The organism is Rhizomicrobium sp., assembly GCA_037200385.1.
In the GTDB taxonomy this organism is placed as follows: Bacteria; Pseudomonadota; Alphaproteobacteria; order Micropepsales; family Micropepsaceae; genus Rhizomicrobium.
The window spans coordinates 2,700,607-2,720,506 of record JBBCGL010000001.1; the positions used below are offsets into that span (position 1 = coordinate 2,700,607).

The 19,900-nt window shown below is 66.9% G+C and carries 19 protein-coding genes and 1 tRNA gene; 10 read left to right on the forward strand and 10 right to left on the reverse strand.

What is annotated here, in order from left to right; all coding sequences use genetic code 11:
• The first annotated feature begins 14 nt into the window (after positions 1-14).
• From hppD to WDM91_12865, 6 genes are all read left to right on the forward strand, one after another.
• The gene (hppD, locus tag WDM91_12840; protein MEI9995476.1) at positions 15-1,091 is read left to right on the forward strand and encodes a 4-hydroxyphenylpyruvate dioxygenase; all 1,077 of its coding nucleotides are present in this window, start codon (positions 15-17) and stop codon (positions 1,089-1,091) included.
• On the forward strand, positions 1,088-2,215 hold the full coding sequence (locus WDM91_12845) for a homogentisate 1,2-dioxygenase (protein ID MEI9995477.1): 1,128 nt from the start codon (positions 1,088-1,090) through the stop codon (positions 2,213-2,215). The genes hppD and WDM91_12845 overlap by 4 nt, the downstream gene beginning before the upstream one ends.
• Positions 2,212-3,195, forward strand: a complete 984-nt coding sequence (locus WDM91_12850; GenBank protein MEI9995478.1) for a fumarylacetoacetate hydrolase family protein — start codon at positions 2,212-2,214, stop codon at positions 3,193-3,195. Before WDM91_12845 ends, WDM91_12850 begins: the two co-directional genes overlap by 4 nt.
• The gene (gene maiA / locus WDM91_12855; protein MEI9995479.1) at positions 3,185-3,841 is read left to right on the forward strand and encodes a maleylacetoacetate isomerase; all 657 of its coding nucleotides are present in this window, start codon (positions 3,185-3,187) and stop codon (positions 3,839-3,841) included. The genes WDM91_12850 and maiA overlap by 11 nt, the downstream gene beginning before the upstream one ends.
• A complete protein-coding gene (locus WDM91_12860) occupies positions 3,831-4,304 on the forward strand; it encodes a MarR family winged helix-turn-helix transcriptional regulator (GenBank protein ID MEI9995480.1) in 474 nt (157 codons plus the stop codon). Before maiA ends, WDM91_12860 begins: the two co-directional genes overlap by 11 nt.
• 169 nt (positions 4,305-4,473) lie before the next feature.
• Entirely contained in the window at positions 4,474-5,448 is a 975-nt protein-coding gene (locus WDM91_12865) for a Gfo/Idh/MocA family oxidoreductase (protein ID MEI9995481.1), read from the forward strand.
• A gap of 6 nt (positions 5,449-5,454) precedes the next feature.
• On the opposite strand, the gene WDM91_12870 is transcribed toward WDM91_12865, so the two are convergent.
• Both WDM91_12870 and WDM91_12875 read right to left on the reverse strand, forming a co-directional pair.
• Positions 5,455-5,649 (reverse strand): hypothetical protein, encoded by a 195-nt coding sequence (locus WDM91_12870; GenBank protein MEI9995482.1) that lies wholly within the window; start codon positions 5,647-5,649, stop codon positions 5,455-5,457.
• Between the two features lie 82 nt (positions 5,650-5,731).
• The gene (locus tag WDM91_12875; protein MEI9995483.1) at positions 5,732-6,805 is read right to left on the reverse strand and encodes an alpha/beta fold hydrolase; all 1,074 of its coding nucleotides are present in this window, start codon (positions 6,803-6,805) and stop codon (positions 5,732-5,734) included.
• A gap of 117 nt (positions 6,806-6,922) precedes the next feature.
• Here WDM91_12875 and WDM91_12880 point away from each other — a divergent pair, with 117 nt between their 5' ends.
• A complete protein-coding gene (locus WDM91_12880; protein MEI9995484.1) occupies positions 6,923-7,228 on the forward strand; it encodes a hypothetical protein in 306 nt (101 codons plus the stop codon).
• Positions 7,229-7,235: 7 nt separating this feature from the next.
• Here WDM91_12880 and WDM91_12885 read toward each other — a convergent pair.
• From WDM91_12885 to WDM91_12920, 8 genes are all read right to left on the reverse strand, one after another.
• Positions 7,236-7,311: transfer RNA gene (locus WDM91_12885), tRNA-Lys, on the reverse strand.
• A gap of 106 nt (positions 7,312-7,417) precedes the next feature.
• Entirely contained in the window at positions 7,418-7,717 is a 300-nt protein-coding gene (locus WDM91_12890; GenBank protein MEI9995485.1) for a glycine zipper 2TM domain-containing protein, read from the reverse strand.
• A gap of 95 nt (positions 7,718-7,812) precedes the next feature.
• Positions 7,813-8,967: a rod shape-determining protein RodA gene (gene rodA / locus WDM91_12895; GenBank protein ID MEI9995486.1), complete on the reverse strand. Its 1,155-nt coding sequence runs from the start codon at positions 8,965-8,967 to the stop codon at positions 7,813-7,815.
• Positions 8,964-10,856: a penicillin-binding protein 2 gene (gene mrdA / locus WDM91_12900; GenBank protein ID MEI9995487.1), complete on the reverse strand. Its 1,893-nt coding sequence runs from the start codon at positions 10,854-10,856 to the stop codon at positions 8,964-8,966. Before mrdA ends, rodA begins: the two co-directional genes overlap by 4 nt.
• The gene (locus tag WDM91_12905) at positions 10,856-11,389 is read right to left on the reverse strand and encodes a hypothetical protein (GenBank protein MEI9995488.1); all 534 of its coding nucleotides are present in this window, start codon (positions 11,387-11,389) and stop codon (positions 10,856-10,858) included. Before WDM91_12905 ends, mrdA begins: the two co-directional genes overlap by 1 nt.
• 4 nt (positions 11,390-11,393) lie before the next feature.
• Positions 11,394-12,461 carry a rod shape-determining protein MreC gene (locus tag WDM91_12910; GenBank protein MEI9995489.1) on the reverse strand — a complete coding sequence of 356 codons (1,068 nt, stop codon included), beginning with the start codon at positions 12,459-12,461 and terminating at the stop codon, positions 11,394-11,396.
• 36 nt (positions 12,462-12,497) lie between these two features.
• A complete protein-coding gene (locus tag WDM91_12915) occupies positions 12,498-13,538 on the reverse strand; it encodes a rod shape-determining protein (protein ID MEI9995490.1) in 1,041 nt (346 codons plus the stop codon).
• A gap of 97 nt (positions 13,539-13,635) precedes the next feature.
• Positions 13,636-15,204: a 2-isopropylmalate synthase gene (locus WDM91_12920; GenBank protein ID MEI9995491.1), complete on the reverse strand. Its 1,569-nt coding sequence runs from the start codon at positions 15,202-15,204 to the stop codon at positions 13,636-13,638.
• 439 nt (positions 15,205-15,643) lie between these two features.
• On the opposite strand from WDM91_12920, the gene WDM91_12925 reads away from it, so the two are divergent.
• The 3 genes from WDM91_12925 (at position 15,644) to WDM91_12935 (ending at position 19,850) form a co-directional block, all read left to right on the forward strand.
• Positions 15,644-16,369, forward strand: a complete 726-nt coding sequence (locus WDM91_12925) for an ATP-binding cassette domain-containing protein (GenBank protein MEI9995492.1) — start codon at positions 15,644-15,646, stop codon at positions 16,367-16,369.
• Complete coding sequence (locus WDM91_12930) at positions 16,366-17,910, forward strand: ABC transporter permease/substrate-binding protein (protein ID MEI9995493.1); 1,545 nt, start codon at positions 16,366-16,368, stop codon at positions 17,908-17,910. Before WDM91_12925 ends, WDM91_12930 begins: the two co-directional genes overlap by 4 nt.
• Positions 17,911-18,122: 212 nt before the next feature.
• Positions 18,123-19,850, forward strand: a complete 1,728-nt coding sequence (locus WDM91_12935; protein ID MEI9995494.1) for an ABC transporter permease subunit — start codon at positions 18,123-18,125, stop codon at positions 19,848-19,850.
• Positions 19,851-19,900: the final 50 nt, after the last annotated feature.

Genomic DNA, 19,900 nt, shown 5'->3' on the forward strand with positions numbered 1-19,900 from the left:
AGGAGAGACCGCCGATGGCTGCGCTTTGGGAAAACCCGATGGGGACGGACGGATTCGAGTTCGTCGAATACACCGCGCCGGACGTGACCCAGCTTTATTCCCTGTTCGGGCGCATGGGCTTCCGCGCCGTCGCCAAGCACCGCGCCAAGGACGTGACGCTGTTCCGCCAGGGCCGGGTGAACTTCATCGTCAATGCCGAGCCGGACAGCCACGGCGCGCAGTTCGCCAAGGCGCACGGCCCCAGCGCCTGCGCGATGGCGTTCCGCGTCAAGGACGCCGCCAAGGCCTATGCCAAGCTCATCGAACTGGGCGCCAAGCCGTTCCATAACACGGTGGGCCCGATGGAATTGAACATCCCGGCGATCGAAGGCATCGGCGGCAGCGCGATCTATCTCGTCGACCGCTATGGCGACCGCACGATCTACGACGTCGACTTCGTGCCGACCGATCCGAAGCTGGGCTGGGAGCATGCGGGCGCCGGCCTGACCGAGATCGACCACGTCACCCACAACGTCTTCCGCGGCAACATGGACCAGTGGGCCGGGTTCTACGAGAAGTTCTTCAACTTCCGCGAGATCCGCTATTTCGACATCGAGGGCAGGCTGACGGGCCTCAAGAGCCGCGCCATGACCAGTCCGGACGGCCAGATCCGCATTCCGATCAACGAAAGCTCCGACGACAAGTCGCAGATCGCCGAATATCTCGACGCCTATCACGGCGAAGGCATCCAGCACATCGCGCTAGGCACCAACGACATATATGAATCCGTCGAGCGCCTGCAGCAGACCGCAGTCGCCTTCCAGGACACGCCCGATACCTATTACGAGCGGCTCGACAACCGCATCCAGGGCCATGGCGAAGACGTGCCGCGGCTGAAGAAGGACCGCATCCTGATGGACGGCGCGGTGGAGGACGACACCGGCCTGCTGCTGCAGATCTTCACCCAGAACGCCATCGGACCGATCTTCTTCGAGCTGATCCAGCGCAAGGGCAACCAGGGTTTCGGCGAGGGCAATTTCAAGGCGCTGTTCGAGAGCATCGAAGCGGACCAGATCAAGCGCGGCGTCCTCAAGGACACGAGCGCCGCATGAGCAAGAACTGGATCGAATTCCCGCTGCGCGAGGGCGAAACCTCGAAGCAGGCCCATGCCGACCTTCCCGCCGGGACCTTCGAGCGCGAGATCGGCCGCGACGGCTTCTTCGGTCCCGCGACGCACATCTACCACCGCCACGCGCCGACCGGCTGGAGCAAGTTCGAGGGGCCGCTGCGTCCCCGCGCCTTCGACGCGGTGGCCGCCGCGGAGCACAGCGACGAGCCGTTCCGCGCCGTGCCGCTGCTGACCAATGCGAGCTGCCGGATCACGATCTGGTCGATCACCCGCTTCATGCCGCAGCTGGTGCGCAACGCCGACGGCGACGTGCTGCTGTTCATCCATGAAGGCAGCGGCGAGCTGTTCTGCGATTTCGGCCACCTGTCCTATCGCGACGGCGACTACATCATGCTGCCGCGCGGCACGATGTGGCGGCTGGAGCCCGCCGGCCACACCGTCTCGCTGCTGATCGAGGCGACCAACGGCTCCTACAAACTGCCGGACCGCGGCATCCTGGGGCCGCACGCCATCTTCGACCCCGCAGCGCTCGAGACGCCCAAGCTCGACGAGGCGTTCCGCGCCCAGGCGAACGAGAAGGAATGGAACGTCCGCGTGAAGCGCCGCGGCGAGATCTCGACCATCACCTATCCGTTCAATCCGCTGGACGCGGTGGGCTGGAAGGGCAACCTGACAGCGCTCAAGCTCAACTGGCGCGACATCCGCCCGGTGATGAGCCACCGCTATCACATCCCACCGAGCGTGCACTCCACCTTCGTCGCCGACCGCTTCGTGGTCTGCACCTTCGTACCGCGCCCGATCGAGAGCGATCCCGGCGCGCTCAAGGTGCCGTTCTTCCATTCGAACGACGATTTCGACGAGGTGATCTTCTACCATGCGGGCGAGTTCTTCAGCCGCGACAACATCAAGCCCGGCATGGTGACCTTCCATCCCAACGGCTTCACCCATGGGCCGCATCCCAAGGCCTTCGCGGCCGGCGCGAAAGCCGTCAAGACCATGACCGACGAAGTCGCGGTGATGATCGATGCGCGCGACCCGCTCGACATGAGCCCGGAAGCGGAGACCACCGAAGTGAAGACCTATGCGGAAAGCTGGATCGTGAAATGAAGCTCGCCTCGCTCCGTCACGGCCGCGACGGCCGCCTTACCGTGGTGAGCCGTGACCTCAAGAGCTGCATGCCCGTGCCGGAGATCGCGCCGACGCTGCAGGTCGCGCTCGACTATTGGGACGACATCGCGCCCCAGCTCGAGGAGGTCTCGGCCCTGCTCAACGCCGGCCGCGTCGGGGACGCTGAGCCGTTCGATCCGGCGCAGTGCATGTCACCCTTGCCACGCGCCTATCAATGGGCCGACGGCTCGGCCTATGTCACCCATGTCGAGCTGGTGCGCAGGGCGCGCGGCGCCGAGATGCCGCCGAGCTTCTGGACCGATCCCTTGATGTACCAGGGCGGCTCCGACAGCTTCATCGGACCGATGGACGACATCGCGGCCGGCGACGAAGCCTGGGGCATCGATTTCGAGGCCGAGGTCGCCGTCGTGACCGGCGACGTGCCTTACGGCACCGCGGCAGCCGACGCCGCGCAGTATATTCGCCTGGTGATGCTGGTGAACGATGTCAGCCTGCGCAATCTGATCCCAGGCGAGCTGGCCAAGAATTTCGGCTTCTTCCAGTCCAAGCCGGCCTCGGCCTTCTCGCCCGTCGCGGTGACGCCGGACGAGCTGGGCGATGCCTGGCAGGGCGCCAAGCTGCACCGCCCGCTCGACGTCTGGCTCAATGGCGAGAAATTCGGCGCGCCGGACGCCGGCACCGACATGACCTTCTCCTTCGCCCAGCTCATCGCCCATGCGGCGAAGACCCGCGCCCTTTCGGCGGGCTCCATCGTGGGCTCGGGCACCGTGTCGAACAAAAGCGGCAATGTCGGCTCGTGCTGCATCGCCGAGCGCCGGACGCTGGAGACCATCGAAAGCGGCAAGCCCGCCACGCCTTTCATGAAATTCGGCGACCGGGTGCGGATTGAGATGTACGATGGCGCAGGCCACTCGATCTTCGGAGCCATCGACCAGCATGTCGTCCAACATGGCAAGTGAGTTCGCGCTCTACGGCTATTTCCGCTCCTCGGCGGCGTTCCGCGCCCGCATCGCGCTGAACCTCAAGGGCATCGTGCCGGAGCTGCGCTTCATCCACTTGCTGCGCAATGGCGGCGAGCAGCACACGCCGGAATACAAGGCGATCAATCCGCAGGCGCTGATCCCCGCCCTGGCGCATGGCGGGCATCTGATCACGCAATCGCTGGCGATCCTCGAATATCTCAACGAGATCGTGCCCGAGCCGCCGCTGCTGCCGGCCGACCCTTACGGCCGCGCCAGGGCCCGCGAGATCGCCTATGTCGCGGCCTGCGACATCCATCCGGTGAACAATCTGCGCGTCGGGCTGTATCTCAAGAACAAGCTCGACGTCTCCGACGACGACGTCGTCCGCTGGCAGCGTCATTGGATCCGCACCGGCTTCGCGGCGCTGGAGACCATGCTCGCGACCTCCGGGCACACCGGCGCCTATTGCCATGGCGATACGCCCACCATCGCCGACATCGTGCTGATCCCGCAGGTCGCGAACGCAAGGCGCGTCAAGCTCGAGATCGAGGCATGGCCGACCATTGCACGGATCGAGGCGACGGCGCTGGCGCATCCCGCTTTCGAGGCGGCGCTGCCCAAGAACCAGCCCGATGCCGAGTAGCGCCACGTCCAAGGGCGAGGCGCGGCTGGACCTCGACCGCTTCCTGCCCTACCGGCTGTCGGTGCTGTCCAACCAGGTGTCGAGCGCCATCGCGCAGCAATATTCCGACCGCTTCGGCCTCACCATCCCCGAATGGCGGGTGATGGCGGTGCTGGGCGGCACGCCGGCGCTCTCTGCCCGCGAGGTCGCGATCCGCACCGCGATGGACAAGGTGCAGGTCAGCCGTGCCGTCGACAGCCTGGTGCGGGCCCGGCGCGTGGCGCGCAACACGGACGCCGAGGACGGCCGCATTCAGCGCCTGTCGCTGAGTGCCCGCGGTCGCGCGATCTACGACGAGGTCGTACCGCTCGCGCTGCGTCTGGAAGAGGTCCTGCTCTCCGCCCTCGCGCCGGAGGAGCGCCGCCGGCTCGACGCGCTGATGGACAAGCTCGCGCGCCAGGCACATCTGCTGGCGGGTGCGTAGGCCGCGTCGCTCCAATTGTCATGGCTCGCGAATGCGGGTCACACCCAGTTGGTGCGCCGCCCAATCTGCGGCAGTGTAGCGATGTCACCTGGGTGGTCCGCATGTCATCCTGAGCGACGCCGCAGGCGGCGTCGAAGGGCGCGGGCCATGGCACAGTAGCGAGAGCATCATGACCATCCGCATCGGCATCCTGGGCGCGGCCAAGATCGCGCCGCCCGTCGTCATCCATCCGGCGCGCGACAATCCCGATTTCGAGGTCGTCGCGGTCGCGGCACGCGATCCCGAACGCGCCAGAGCGTATGCCGCCGAGCACGAGATCCCGGTGGTGGCGAAGGACTATGACGCGCTGGTCCGCCATGCCGATGTCGATCTCATCTACAACGCCCTGCCGCCGGGCGGCCATGCGCGATGGACCATCGCCGCGCTGGAGGCCGGCAAGAATGTCCTGTGCGAGAAGCCTTTCGCGATGAATGCGGCGCAGGCGGCGCGGATGAACGACGCCGCCGCCCGCACCGGCCGAATTCTGGTCGAGGCCTTCCACTATCGCCACCACGCCGTGATGCACCGTGCCGTCGCCATCGTGCGCAGCGGCGAATTGGGCAGGCTGGAACGCGCGGAGGCCTTTTTCGATGTCCCGATCCCCTGGCGCGAAGGCGAACTGCGCTGGACGCGCGAGCAGGGCGGCGGCGCCTTGATGGATTTGGGCTGCTACCCCACGCATTGCCTGCGCTCGGTGCTGGGCTCCGAGCCCAAGGTGCTGGACGCTTCCTGCACGCTGGAGCATAGCGTCGACGTCACGACGAAAGCGGCGCTCGATTTCGCCGGCGTGCCCACGACCCTCTCCACCTCGATGAAGCCGGACCGTTTCGGCGCGACGCTGCGGCTCACCGGCGCGCGCGGAACGCTCGAGATATTGAACTTCGTCGCGCCGCAACTCGGCTGCCGCTTCACCGTCACGGCGGATGGCCGGAGCCGCGAGGAGCCGACGGCAGGACCTGCGACCTATGTGGCGCAACTCGCCGAACTCGGCGACGTGCTGCTGCGCGGCAAGGCGCCGTTGATCTCGAACGCGGATTCGCTGGCGAACATGGCGGCGATCGACGCGATCTACGCCGCGGCCGGCGTTGCGCGCGACTTTCGCTGATCGCGCCTACAGAAGTGCGACAGTCGCGAGCGTGCCGGCCACCGCGGCGGCCGTGTAGAGCCCGATCTCGCTCCAGCTTCTCTGCGGCTTCAGGCGTCGTGCCCAGGGCGTGGCGCGCAGTCCAACCGACTGGGTGCGCGGAAAGATAAAATGCGACCGATCGTAATCGGCGTGCGCGCTGATGATGGAGCTCAATCCCATTGCAGACATTGTGGTGTTCCGTCCTTAGCAGCCCTCCTACTGCGAAAGAACGCAGATGCAATTTGGCGGTTCCTGAGTCGGTTCAGCGCGCGCTTTCTTTCAGCAACAGGCTGAGGCGATCCTGCCACAGTGCCGCCCAGGTATGGGTGCCGTGGCCATGCGTCTGGGCACTGGCGGGAATCAGCACAAACCGGCCGCGCGGCAAGGTTTTGACCATGCGCTCGGCAATGCCGAGCTCCGGTGGATTGATGAAATCGTCGCCGGAATTTATCCACATGACGGGAACGGCAATCTTCGCCAGCGTCGCGGACGGGTCGTAGTTTCGCGACGCGTCGACTTGGTACAGAAAATCGTTCGCATCGAGCGTCTTCAGTTCCGTTCCGATTCGGTCCTCGACATAGGCGTCGGCGGCGGCGCGCGTGGGATAGGCGTTCTGGAACGGCAGCGGCGCGCTGCCCGCAATGACGAGAAGATCGGCGGCCGTGCGCAGGCCGGCCAGCGGCTGGGCCTTGTATTCGCCCTCCGCCCAGGCCGGATCGTCGCGGATCGCATCGATCGTCATCTTGCGCCACATCCGGTTGCGCCCGGCGATCTGCACCGGCAGGCAGGCGAGCGGCATCAGCGCATCGGAGAAATCCGGATAGGTCTCGCCCCATACGAAAGCCTGCATGCAGCCCATCGACGTGCCCATGACGAGGCGCAGATGGTTCACCTGCAGCCCCTTCGTCACCAGCGCATATTGCGCCGCGACCATGTCGTCGTAATCGTAATGCGGAAAGCGGGCGTGCAATCCGTCGCTCGGCTTCGAGGACCGTCCGTGCCCGATCCCGTCGGGAAGAATGATGAAATACCTCGCTGCGTCGAGGACGCCGCCCGGCGCGAACAGCACGCCCGAGAATTGCGGCCGCAGAAACTGGTGCCCGTCGCCGCCCGTGCCGTGAAGGATCAGCACCGCATTCGTCACCCGGCCATGGCCGTCGCGCTGCGGCGTGCCCAGCGTGGTGTAGTGCAGCCGCAGGGCGGGCAGCGTCTCGCCGGAGCGGAACTTGAAATCGCGCATCGTGTAGTCGCCTTCGCTGGTCGGCGGATCGGCGGCCTGCGCGGCACCAACAGCGAGCAACATGACGCCCGCGACAAGGTTAAGACAGCGGAGCATGGGATTTCCCTCGCGGCGACGCCGGAGCCTCCCTGCTGTGCCCGAGAAGGTCAACCGCGATTGGCGTTCGCCGCCGGACGGACTACCATCGCGGACAGGTCACAGAAGGTGAACCGCATGCCGGGCAGAATGCTCCTGATCGCAATCCTCGCCGCCTGCAGCGTCACGGCCGCCGCAGCACATGACGGATGCCGCTGCCGCGAGCCTCTTGTCCTCAACGGCCGGCTGCAGACCGCGAATTTCGACGGCGGCGTCGGCGACCGGTACGGCGACAGCGGCTATGTCTATGGCGGCACGACCGTGGTGGTGGGCGGCAACGCTTCCGCCGGCGGCTCAGGCACGGCCTTCGCCGCGGCCCGCGCTTCCGCCTTCGCGCATGCCGGCGGTTTCCACGGCGGACATGGCGGCGGCGGTCATCGCTGAGTTTGGATGGTAGGCCGGGAGGGGATCGAACCCACGACCATTCGATTAAGAGTCGAACGCTCTACCAACTGAGCTACCGGCCCATCCAATCAAGAGGCGCGGCCTATAGCAGAGCGGTTTTGGCGTGTCCAGCAGGCCGGCCGGATCGCGCACAACGCACGCGACCGGCGCGATCCGGCTTGGAAATCCTCACCAGCGCGAATAACGATGGCCGTGGCGATAGTAGTAGCGCGCCTGATGGTACCGGTGACGGCAATCGACATCGCGTGCCACCGCATTGCCGGCGAGGCCGCCGAGCACCGCGCCGCCGACGACGCCACCGAGGCTGCCATGTGTGACCGCGCTGCCGATGACGCCGCCGCCGACAGCGCCCAGCACAGTTCCCGTGCCATGGCCGTGGCGGCTGCACGAATCGGCCTGCGCCGCAATGGTTCCCGCGCCGAGTGCGAGCGTGGCGGCCGCCAGGAGGCGGGTGGTGCGGTTCAGCATCTGAAAAGCTCCCTGCAATGCGATTTCCCGCCGCGCGCAAGCGGCAGAAGCTAAACGGCCGCGCCGGAGCGATGGTTCCGGCCGCGCCTGCGGGTTCAGATGATCCCGCCGGGATGGCGCGGGATTTCCACCTGGCGGTGGACATGCACGCTCATCAGCAGCCCGAAGCCGAACATCACCGAGAACATCGCCGAGCCGCCATAGGAAATGAGCGGCATGGGAATGCCGACGACCGGGATCAGGCCCATCACCATCGAGGCGTTGATCATGATGTAGAAGAAGAAGTTGAGCGTCACGCCCATGGCGAGCAGCCGGGCGAACTGGCTGCGCGCGCCCATTGCGATCTGGATGCCGTAGCCGATGATCACCGCGAACAGGATCAGCAGCGCGATGCAGCCGACGAAGCCGAACTCCTCGCCGAAATTGGTGAAGATGAAATCGGTCTGCTTCTCGGGCAGGAAGTTGAGCCGGCTCTGCGTCCCGCCCAGGAAGCCCTTGCCGGTGACGCCGCCCGAGCCGATCGCGATCTTCGCCTGGGTGATGTTCCAGCCGGCGCCCAGCGCATCCGATTCCGGATTGAGGAAGGTCAGCACGCGGCGCTTCTGGTAGTCGTGCAGCACGAACTGCCAGGCCATCGGGATGGCGACCGCGATGCCGGTCAGGGTCGGCGCGATCCACCACCAGGAGAGGCCGGCGAGGAACAGCAGCGAAGCGCCGTCCGCCGCGATGATCAGCGTGGTGCCGAGATTGGGCTGCAGCACCACGAACACCGCCGGGATTCCGATGATCGCGAGCGCGATGGCGAGGTTTCGGGGCTTGGAGATGTCCTCGACGCTCTGGCCGTGCAGGAAGCGGGCGAGCGCCAGCACCAGCGTGACCTTCATCAGTTCGGACGGCTGCAGGCCGAGCGGCCCCAGCGTGATCCAGCGCTCGGCGCCCTTGCCGACATGGCCGGCGATCACCACCGCGATCAGCAGCAGCAGCGCGCCCGCATACATCGGATAGGCCAGGCTCATCCAGGTGCGGATGTCGACCATCGCGACCGTCACCAGGATGGCCAGGCCGACGAGGAATTTCAGGATCTGCGGCGTCGCCCAGGGCGACAGGCTGCCGCCCGCCACGGAATAAAGCATCGCGAAGCCGGCGCAGGCGACGATGGTGATCAGCAGCACGAGGCCCCAGTTCACCTCGAACATCTTGTCGGCGATCGAGAGCGTGCGGCGAGCCGCGGCATAGGGACGGGTTGTCATCCACGGCCTCCCAGCGGCGCCGGCGGCGCGGCCATCGCGGCGTTGGTGGGATAGGCGGCGCGCAAGGCGAGCGGATTGCGCTTCTGCGCGAACAGCAGCACGTCATGGGCGATCTGCACTTGCGGATGGCCGAGCGCACCATGCTCCACGATGCAGGCCAGCGCATAGCGCGGCGCCGCGACGGGCGCGAAAGCAATGAACAAGCCGTGGTCGCGCAGGTTCCAGGGCAGCGCGGTGTCCTTGAGCACGCCGCTCTGCCGCTCATTGCGGGTGATGACGCGGACCTGGGCGGTGCCGGTCTTGCCCGCCATGTCCATGCCCGGCTCGGCGATGCGCCAGCGCGAGGCGGTGCCGCCCTCGTTCACCACCGCGTTCATGCCCTCACGCACCACAGCGAAAGCCTCGTCGCCGAAGGGCAGCGGATCGGCCAGCGGCCGCGGCTGCGCCACGCCGCCCACCGTATGGACGATGCGCGGCGTCACCGCGCGGCCGCTGGCAATGCGCGCCGCCAGCGTCGCGAGCTGCAGCGGCGTCGTCAGCACATAGCCCTGGCCGATGCCGGTGACGAGCGTCTCGCCCATCTGCCACGGAATGCCGAAGCGGGCTTCCTTCCACGCAGCGCTCGGGATGAAGCCCGAATTCTCGCCCGGGATCTCGATGCCGGTGGCGGCGCCGAGGCCCAGCGCCCGCGCCGCCGCTTCCATCTTGTCGATGCCGAGCCGGCGCGCCACTTCGTAGAAGAACACGTCGCAGGACTGCGCGATGCCGCGCTTGAGGTCCACGCCGCCATGACCGCCGCGTTTCCAGCAATGGAACTGGTGATTGCCGATGGTCGTCGCGCCCGTGCAGACGACGTGCAGGTCCTTGAGGCCGTTCTGCATCGCCGCCAGCGCCATCGCCGGCTTGAAGGTCGAGCCCGGCGGATAGGCGCCCGACAAGACCTTGTTCATCAGCGGCTTGTGGTCGTCGGTGATCAGCGACTTCCACTGGTCGGGCGAGATGCCGACATTGAAGAGGTTCGGGTCGTAGCCGGGCGTCGAGGACAGCGCGAGCACGTCGCCGGTCTGGGCGTCGAGCACGCAGCAGGCAGCGCTCTCCGTCCCCATGCGCTGGTCGGTGAAACGCTGCAGCTCGGCATCGATGGTGAGCCAGACGTCCTTGCCCGGCACGCCCTGGTCCCGCGAGAGCTCGCGGATGACGCGGCCATAGGCGTTGACCTCGACGCGGCTGGCGCCGGCCTGGCCGCGGACCTCGGAATCGAACGCCTTCTCGATCCCGCGCTTGCCGATGCGAAAGCCCGGCAGGCCGAGCAGCGGATCGTCGTCGTCCTTCTTGTCGTCGGGGCTGACCGCCGCGACATAGCCCAGGATATGCGCGAGGTCCGAGCCATAGGGGTAGTCGCGAGTCTCGCCGACATCGGGCTGGATCCCCGGCAGGTAGGGCAGGTGCATGTTGATCCGCGCGAACTCCTCCCAGGAGAGGTTCTCCGCCACCGGCACGGGCACGAATTTCTTGTTCGCCGCGATGTCGTGCGCCACCCGCTTCTTCTGCGCGTCGGTGAGCACGATGAGCTTGCCGATCGAATCCAGCGCCGCGTCGACGCCTTCGGTCGCCTGCTCGGAGACGATCAGCACGCGGTAATTGCGCCGGTTGTTGGCAAGCTCGGTGCCGAACCGGTCGAGGATGCGGCCGCGCGGCGGCGGCGTCAGGCGCTGGCTGACGCGGTTCTCCTCGGCCTGGGTCTTGTACTGGTCGCCGTTCTTGATCTGGAGCTGATAGAGCCGCCCGCCCAGGATGCCGAACACCGCCACCATGCCGCCGGTCAGGCCGAGCGAGCGGCGGGTGAAGCTGGCGTAGCGGCTCTTGTCCTTGCGGTCGAACAGCGGCATCAGAAATCGCTCCTGAGCGGCCCGACCACACGGCGATGGATGCCGCCCAGGATCACGACGGCGAAGACATAGGCGATGACGGTGACGGCCAGCTCGGCCAGCACCGGCGCCAGCGGCTGCACCCGCCAGTGATAGACGTCGACGATGAGGTAGGCGCTGACGCAGGCGACGAGCGCGGTGAGCGCGAAGCCCATCAGCGCCCCCAGCCCGGAGAGCCCCGCCAGCACGTCGCGCTGGCTGTCGAGGAAGGCGTAAGCCGCGACATAGGACGCCGCCCAGACGCCGGGCGGGCTGCCCGGACCGGAGAGGAAATCCTCCAGCAGGCCCAGCATGAAGGCCCAGAAGGGCGACATCAGGTCGGGCCGGACGATGCCCCAGAAGTAGAGCGGCATCAGCGAGAGCAGCGGCGGCGGCACCAGATTGCCGAGGAAGGAGATCGGGAAATTCGCCGCCAGCGCACCCAGCGCGCCCAGCAGCACGGGCGTGATCGCCGAGAGGATGCGTCCGCCGATCATGCCGCCCGCGCGCTCCATCGGTCTATTCGGCTCCGCCGGCGTCTGGCGTGGCGTCGGACGGCGCGGGCTTGGCCGTGTTGGCCGCGGCGGGCTGCGGCGGCTTGGCGCCGTTCGCCGCGGCCGGCTGCGGTGCGCCGGCATTGACGCCGGGTGGCGTGGTGGTGGGCAATCCGTTCGGCGCGGTCGCGGGTATCGGAGCCGGCGGCGCGGCGGGCGGCAGGCCCGCGGCCGTGGCCGGCAGGTCGGCCGGAGACACCGCGGGAGGCGCTTCGGCCTTCTGCTTGAAGTCGACGATATTGACGTCCTCGCTCGAAGCGGGATCGGCGAGCAGCGCGACGCGAAAGCCGCCCGAGGGATCGGCGACCACGGTACCGATGGCGAGACCCGGCGGCAGCAATCCGCCGTCCCCCGAGCTGACCACCTGCATGCCGGGCTTGAGCACCACGTTCTGCGACAGCAGATCGAGCGTCGGCGCGCCGGTATTGTCGCCGGCCATGATCGCCTGGACGTTGCCCGGCTCGATGGACACCGGAATGCGGCTGTTGAGATCGGTCAGGAGGATCACCCATGCGGTGTGATCGCCGGCGAGGAAGATGCGCCCGATCATGCCGCGCGCGTCGATCACGCCCTGCCCCGGCTTGACGCCCTGCGCCTTGCCGGCGTCGAGGATCATGGTCTGCAGGAACGGCCGGTTGGCGCGGCCGATCACCCGCGCCATCACCGTCTGCAGCGCCGGATCGGGCACCGCGTGCAGCAGGAGCTGGTAGCGCTTGACCCGTCCGTCGAGCACCACGGCCGCGTTCTGCCATTGCCGCAGCCGCGCATTCTCTTCCTTGAGCCGCAGATTCTCCTGGTAGACGCTGAAGAGGTTGCCGATCGAGCCGATCCAGCGGTCGAGCCCGGCGAGCGGCGTGCGCACCACCTGCAGCGCCGGCGCGGCCCAGTCGGTGACGTTGGCGCGGGCCCGGTCGAACAGGTTGCTCTGCGCCTTGCCGATCAGGATCAGGGCGACGGCGAGGGCGGCCAGCAGCGCGATGGGGAGCTGAGCCCCGCCGCGCCGCCGCGCTATCTTCCAACCGCCGTTCGCCATGACGTTTACACGATCCGGCCCTGCGGCCGGCCCAGGTCAGAATTGCGTCGAGAGGACGTGGCGCATGTCCTTGGTGTTCTCCAGCACCCGTCCGGTGCCCAGCGCGACGCAGGAGAGCGGATCGTCGGCGATCGACACCGGCAGGCCGGTCTCGTCGCGCAGCACCTGGTCGAGATTGGCGAGCAGCGAGCCGCCGCCCGTGAGCACGATGCCCTTGTCCACGATGTCGGCCGCGAGCTCCGGCGGCGTCGCCTCGAGCGCGACCTTCACCGCCTCGACGATGGCGCCCACCGGCTCGGCCAGCGCTTCGGCGATGTGCCGCTGGGTGATCGTGATCTCCTTCGGCACGCCGTTGAGCAGGTCGCGGCCCTTGATTTCCATGGTCACACCATTGCCGTCGGACGGCGGCGCGGCGGAGCCGATCTCCTTCTTGATGCGCTCCGAAGAAGCTTCGCCGATCAGGAGGTTCTGGTGGCGCCGGATATAGGCGATGATCGCCTCATCCATCTTGTCGCCGCCGACGCGGACGGAGCGCGAATAGACGATGCCGCCCAGCGAGAGCACGGCCACTTCGGTCGTGCCGCCGCCGATGTCGACGACCATCGAGCCGGTCGGCTCGCTGACCGGCAAGCCGGCGCCGATCGCCGCCGCCATCGGCTCCTCGATCAGATAGACGCGGCGCGCGCCGGCCGACAGGGCCGATTCCTGGATCGCGCGGCGCTCCACCGCGGTCGAACCCGAGGGCACGCAGACGATGATCATCGGATTGGCGAAGGACCGGCGGTTATGGACCTTGCGGATGAAGTGCTTGATCATCTCCTCCGCGATCTCGAAATCAGCGATGACGCCGTCGCGCATCGGGCGGATCGCCTCGATATTGCCGGGAGTTCGGCCCAGCATCATCTTGGCGTCGTTGCCGACGGCGCGGACCTGTTTCTTGCCGCCGCGGTTGATCGTGGCGACGACCGAGGGCTCGTTGAGGACGATGCCCCGGCCCTTGACGTACACAAGCGTGTTCGCGGTCCCGAGGTCGATGGCCATATCGCTCGAAAGGGCGCCGAGAAGACTGCCGAACATACTTAACCTGTCCCGTTCTTGTTAGGGGCAGACCTCCCTTGCAACCCTTGTTCCCGCGAAGACCGCCCCGGCGCCGACCGCGCCGGGGCGTCCTGTATCATCGCGCGACGGTCAGGGCTTCGGGCGCCTGCTTTTCGCGTTTCACCAAAAGCTTGTTGAGCGCATTGACATAGGCATAGGCGGCGGCCACCAGCGTGTCGGTGTCCGAGCCCTTGCCTGTGACGGTGCGCCCGTTCTCCTCGAGCCGCACGCTGACCGTGGCCTGCGCATCCGTGCCTTCCGTGACCGCGTGGATCTGGAAGAGCTGCAGGGTGGCCGTGTGCGGATAAAGTTCTCTGATCGCCTTGAAGATGGCGTCGACCGGGCCGTCGCCCGTGGTCCTGACGGTCTTGTCCTCGCCGCCGATGGAAAGCGTCAGCGCGCAGCCGGGAAGAAGACCGATCCCGCTCTCGACCCGCAGCCCCTTGACCGACACCGCGTCATGGCCGCGGACGATCTCGTCGTCCACCAGCGCCACGATGTCCTCGTCGAAGACGTGTTTCTTCTTGTCCGCCAAATCCTTGAAGCGCTTGAAGGCTTCGGCGAAGGCTGCGTCCTCCAGCACATAGCCCATGGCCTCCAGCTTGTCGCGGAAGGCGTGGCGGCCCGACAGCTTGCCCAGCACCAGCGAGGTCGCATGCACGCCGACATCCTCGGGCCGCATGATCTCGTAGGTCTCGACGTTCTTCAGCATACCGTCCTGGTGGATGCCGGACTCATGGCTGAACGCGTTCTTGCCGACGATCGCCTTGTTGTACTGGACCGGGAAGCCGGTGACGTTGGAGACGAGCTTGGAGGCCCGCGACAGCATGGTGGTGTTCACCCGCGTCTCGAACGGCATGAGGTCGCGGCGCACCTTCAGCGCCATCACCAGTTCCTCCAGCGCCGCATTGCCCGCGCGCTCGCCGATGCCGTTGATGGTGCATTCGATCTGCCGCGCGCCCGCCAGCACGCCGGCCAGCGAATTGGCCACCGCCAGGCCGAGATCGTTGTGGCAATGGGTCGAGAAAACGACCTTGTCCGCGTTCGGCACGCGATTCCGCAGCATCGTGATGATCTCGAAATATTCCTGCGGCGTCGAATAACCGACCGTATCGGGCACATTTATGACCGTCGCGCCCGAATGGATCGCAGTCTCCACCGTCCGGCACAGGAAATCCGGCACGGTGCGGGTCGCATCCTCCGCCGACCACTGCACATCGTCGGTGAAGTTGCGCGCCCGGGTCACCGAGGCGCCGACCGCCTCCAGCACCGCGTTCTCGCCCATCTGCAGCTTGTGCTTCATGTGGACGGGGCTGGTGGAGATGAAGGTATGGATGCGCGGCCGCTTGGCGCCCTTGAGCGCTTCGCCCGCCGCATCGATGTCCTTGAAGCCGGCGCGCGACAGGCCGCACACCGTCGCGTTCTTGACGATCCCGGCGATCTGCTTGACCGCCTCGAAGTCGCCGGCCGACGAGATGGGGAACCCGGCCTCGATGATGTCGACGCCCATCTCGTCGAGGAACTCGGCGATCTGGATCTTTTCCTCGAGCGTCATGGCGGCGCCCGGCGACTGCTCGCCGTCGCGCAGGGTGGTGTCGAAGATGCGGACCTTGTCCGCGGAAACCTTCTGGGATGGGCTACTCATGGCAATGCATTCCTTCCGTTCGCCGCAGAGGCGGCTTCTGATCTCTCCTTTCGCTTTTCATCCCCTAAGCACCTGTCGCGCGATGACCGCGCGCCGGCAGCGCCTAGGGGCAGCTAAGAAGAAGCAGAAGCGCGTGCGACGAACCGAGGGAAGGACGGGGCTTGAGCAAGGTGCGCGCACGGACGCCGACGGAGAACCCGCCCTTTGCGTCATTGTGTGCCACCGTCGTCATTGCCGAATCGCCGTTCCGCCCGCCGTGTTTACGGTTCGATAACTTTGCCCGCGTCGTGGTTAAGCGCCGGTAAAAGCTCTATTTTCGACTTGGGACGCCCGGTTTTACGCTGAATGTGGCAAGACACGCAAGGGCGGGCGGGTTTCTTGCGGGGATGACATTTTGATAGAACTACAAGGACTTTCAAAGGCTTATCCCGGAACCGCGATGCCGTCGGTCCGCGCCGTGAGCTTTGCCGTCGGCGACGGCGAATTTCTGGTGCTGATCGGCGAATCCGGCTCGGGCAAGACCACCACGCTCAACATGCTCAACCGCCTGATCGAGCCGTCGGGGGGACGGATCCTGGTCGACGGCGAAGATGTGCTCGCGCGCGATGCCGTGAGCCTGCGCCGCCGCATGGGCTACGTCTTCCAGGGCGCCGGCCTCTTCCCGCACATGACGGTGGCGGAGAACATCGCGGTGACGCCGAAGCTGCTCGGCTGGCCCCGGGCGGAGCGCGACGCGCGCGTCGACGAATTGCTCAACCTCGTGCGCCTTGCGCCGGACGAATATCGCGCGCGCTTTCCCAAAGAGCTTTCCGGCGGACAGCAGCAGCGTGTCGCGCTCGCACGCGCGCTCGCGGCGCGGCCGAAGATCATGCTGATGGATGAGCCCTTCGGCGCGCTCGACCCGCTGATCCGCGACGACCTTGCCGAGGATTATCGCCAGATCCACAACAGCCTCGGTCTTACGACGATCTTCGTCACCCACGACATGACCGAGGCGATGATGCTCGGCGACCGCATCGCGGTGATGAAGGACGGCGCGCTGCTGCAGATCGGCACGCCGAACGAGCTTCTCGCCGCGCCCGCCGACCACTTCGTCAAGGCGCTGGTCGACACGCCGAAAAAGCGCGCCCGCCGCTTGGCGCAGATCCTGGCGCTGAGCGCATGAACAGCTTCGACGAAGCCTGGAGCAACCTGCCCGATTTCCTGAGCTGGCACGTCCTGCTCAGCGTCAGCGCGCTGGCGCTCGGCCTTGCGATCTCGCTGCCGCTCGCGATCCTTGCGGCCCGTTCGCGTTGGCTGCGCGGCGCTGCGCTCGGCTTCGCGAGCATCATCCAGACCATTCCAGGCCTTGCGCTGCTGGCGCTGTTCTACCCGGTTTTGCTGATCGTTTCGCACTTCACCCAGGACACGTTCGGCTTCGGCTTCCGCGCCCTGGGCTTCCTGCCGGCGCTGTTGGCGTTGACGCTCTATTCGATGCTGCCGGTGCTCAGGAACACCATCACGGCGCTGGCCGGCATCGATCCCGCGGTGAAGATGGCGGCGCGGGGCGTCGGCATGACGCCGTGGCAGTCGCTGTTCCAGGTCGAGCTGCCGCTGGCCGCGCCGGTCATCATGGCCGGCATCCGCACCGCCGCGGTGTGGGTGATCGGCACCGCGACGCTGGCCACGCCGATCGGCCAGACCAGCCTGGGCAACTACATCTTCACCGGCCTGCAGACCGAGAACTGGGTGTTCGTGCTGTTCGGCGTGGTCAGCGCCGCCGGCCTCGCCATCGTCATCGACCGCCTGCTCGCGCTGGCCGAGGATGGACTCGCCTTGCGCTCGCGGCCGCGCATCGTCGTCGCGCTCGTCGGCATCGCGGCCGTGATCCTCGCCAGCCTCTATCCGATGTTCGGCGGCAGCGGACGCGGCGTCGTCATCGGCACCAAGAGCTTCGACGAGCAATACATCCTGGGCAACGTCCTCGCCGACAGGCTCGGCGCCGCCGGCCTCACCACGGCGCGGCGCGACGGTCTGGGCTCCACGGTGATCTTCCGCGCGTTGGCGGCGGGCGATCTCGACGTCTATGTCGACTATTCCGGCACGATCTGGGCGAGCGAGATGAAACGCGGCGATGCGCCCGGCCGCGCCGCGGTGCTGGCGCAGATGACCGACTACATGAAGAAGACCTACGGCATCCGCCTGATGGGCAGCCTGGGCTTCGAGAACGCCTATGCCTTCGCCATGCCGCGCGCCAAGGCGGACGCGCTCCACATCAATACCCTCGCGGACCTCGCCGCCTATGCGCCGAAGATGAAGATCGGCGGCGATTTCGAGATTTTCTCGCGGCCCGAATGGCGCGCCGTGGTCAAGGCCTATGGCCTCAAATTCGGCGTCCAGCGGCAATACCAGGCGAACCTGATGTACAACGCCCTGATGAGCGGCGACGTCGACGTGATCAGCGCCTTCTCCTCCGACGGCCGTATCGCGCAATACGACCTCAAGGTCCTGACGGATCCCAAAGGCGCGTTGCCGCCCTATGACGCGATCCTTCTGGTCTCGCCCGCGCATGCCGGCGATACCGTGCTGCTCAAGGCGCTCACGCCGCTGATCGGCGCCATCGACCTTGCGACCATGCAGAAGGCCAATCTGATGGTCGACCGTCCCGACGACAAGCGGAGCCCGCAACAGGCCGCGCGCTGGCTGGAGAAGACGATCGCGCACTAGGCCATCCGCTCCCCCGCCCGGAAGGGCCGGCCCTTTCTTCGCCGAAGCGGGGCCGGGGGTGGCCGCAGGGTGATTGCGACAACCGCGCCCATCACCGCGCCACTTTTCGCTTCCCCCCGCGCGGCCAAAGTGGTTCTTTGCCCGCGCGTTCCGCACGCCGTGCAGGACGCTCGCCCGCGTATGACGCTCAACCCATTCGAGGCCTGCCGGATATGAAGATCCTGCCGCCCGTCTCGATCGAGGCACGCCGCCTGCTGCCCAGCCGCTGGGACATGTTGGCGGCGGTGCTGGTGCTCGGCTTCATCGTGCTGTTCGCCGATGCCAGCCGCGCCCTGGTGCAGCCCCTGTCCTCGCTGGGTCACGGCACCTTGCCGCTGGATCCCGGCTATCTGCCGGAATACGCGCTGCGCACCAGCTTGCGCATGCTGATCGCGCTGGGCGTCTCGCTGGTCTTTACCCTGAGCTATGCGACCTGGGCCGCGAAGTCGCAGCGCGCCGGCACGCTGCTGGTGCCCCTGCTGGACATCCTGCAGTCCGTCCCGATCCTCGGTTTCATTTCCGTGACGGTGGTGTTCTTCCTCAGCCTCGCACCCGGCCGCATCTTCGGCGCCGAGCTCGCGGCGGTGTTCGCGATCTTCACCAGCCAGGCCTGGAACATGGCGTTCAGCTTCTATCAGTCGCTGCGCACCGTGCCGCCCGAACTGCTGGAGGCCGGGCGGATGTTCGGGCTCAACGGCTGGGCCCGCTTCTGGCGCATCGAAGTGCCGTTCGGCCTGCCGCCGCTGATCTGGAACATGATGATGTCGATGTCGGGCGGCTGGTTCTTCGTGGTCGCCGCCGAGGCCATCAGCGTCGGCCATACCACGATCGTGCTGCCCGGCATCGGCTCCTACATCGCCAGCGCCATCGCGCAGCAGAACCTCGCCGCCATCGGCTATGCCATCGGCACCATGCTGGTGGTGATCCTGCTCTACGACCAGCTCCTGTTCCGCCCGCTGGTCGCCTGGGCCGACAAATTCCGCTTCGACAACGAGGACAGCGAGGACTATCCCGAATCCTGGGTGCTCGACGTGCTGCGCCGCTCGCGCTTCATGGACCTGCTGGCCGAGCCCTTCCACCTGTTCATGCGCTGGACCTACCGCCTGGCGCCGCAGGTCCCCGGCCGCGCCGCGCGCCTCACCGAAGCGGTGCCGTCGCGCGCCGCCGACGTCGTCTGGATCGCCCTGCTCGCCGTCCTGTCCGCCATCGCCCTGTGGCACATCTGGCTGATGCTGGGCGGCACGCTCAGCTGGGGCGACATCGGCGACGCCTTCGGCCTCGGCTTCCTCACCCTGTTGCGCGTAACGATCCTCATCGCGCTGGCGAGCGTGATCTGGACGCCGATCGGGGTCTATGTCGGATTGCGGCCGCATCTGACGCGCGTGATCCAGCCGGTGGCGCAATTCCTCGCGGCCTTTCCGGCCAATCTCGTCTTCCCCGTCGCGGTGTTCGTGATCGTGCGCTACGACCTCAACCCCGACATCTGGCTCTCGCCGCTGATGGTCCTGGGGACGCAATGGTACATCCTGTTCAACGTCATCGCCGGCGCCTCCATCCTGCCGCGCGAGCTGCGCGATGCCGGCACCAATCTGCAGGTCAAGGGCTGGCTGTGGTGGCGCAAGGTCGGCCTGCCCGGCGTCTTCCCCTATTACGTCACCGGCGCGATCACCGCCTCGGGCGGCTCGTGGAACGCGGCCATCGTCGCCGAAGTCGCGAGCTGGGGCAGCCACACCGTGCGCGCCCATGGCCTGGGCACCTATATCGCCGACGCGACGGCCAGCGGCGATTTCCATCGCATCGTGCTGGGCATCGCGACGATGAGTTTCTATGTCCTGATCGTGAACCGGCTGTTCTGGCGCCCGCTCTATTGGTTCGCCGAGCGGCGCTACAGGCTGACGTGAATGGGGTTCCCCTCATCCTTCGGCAAGCTCAGGATGAGGGTCAAGTGGAA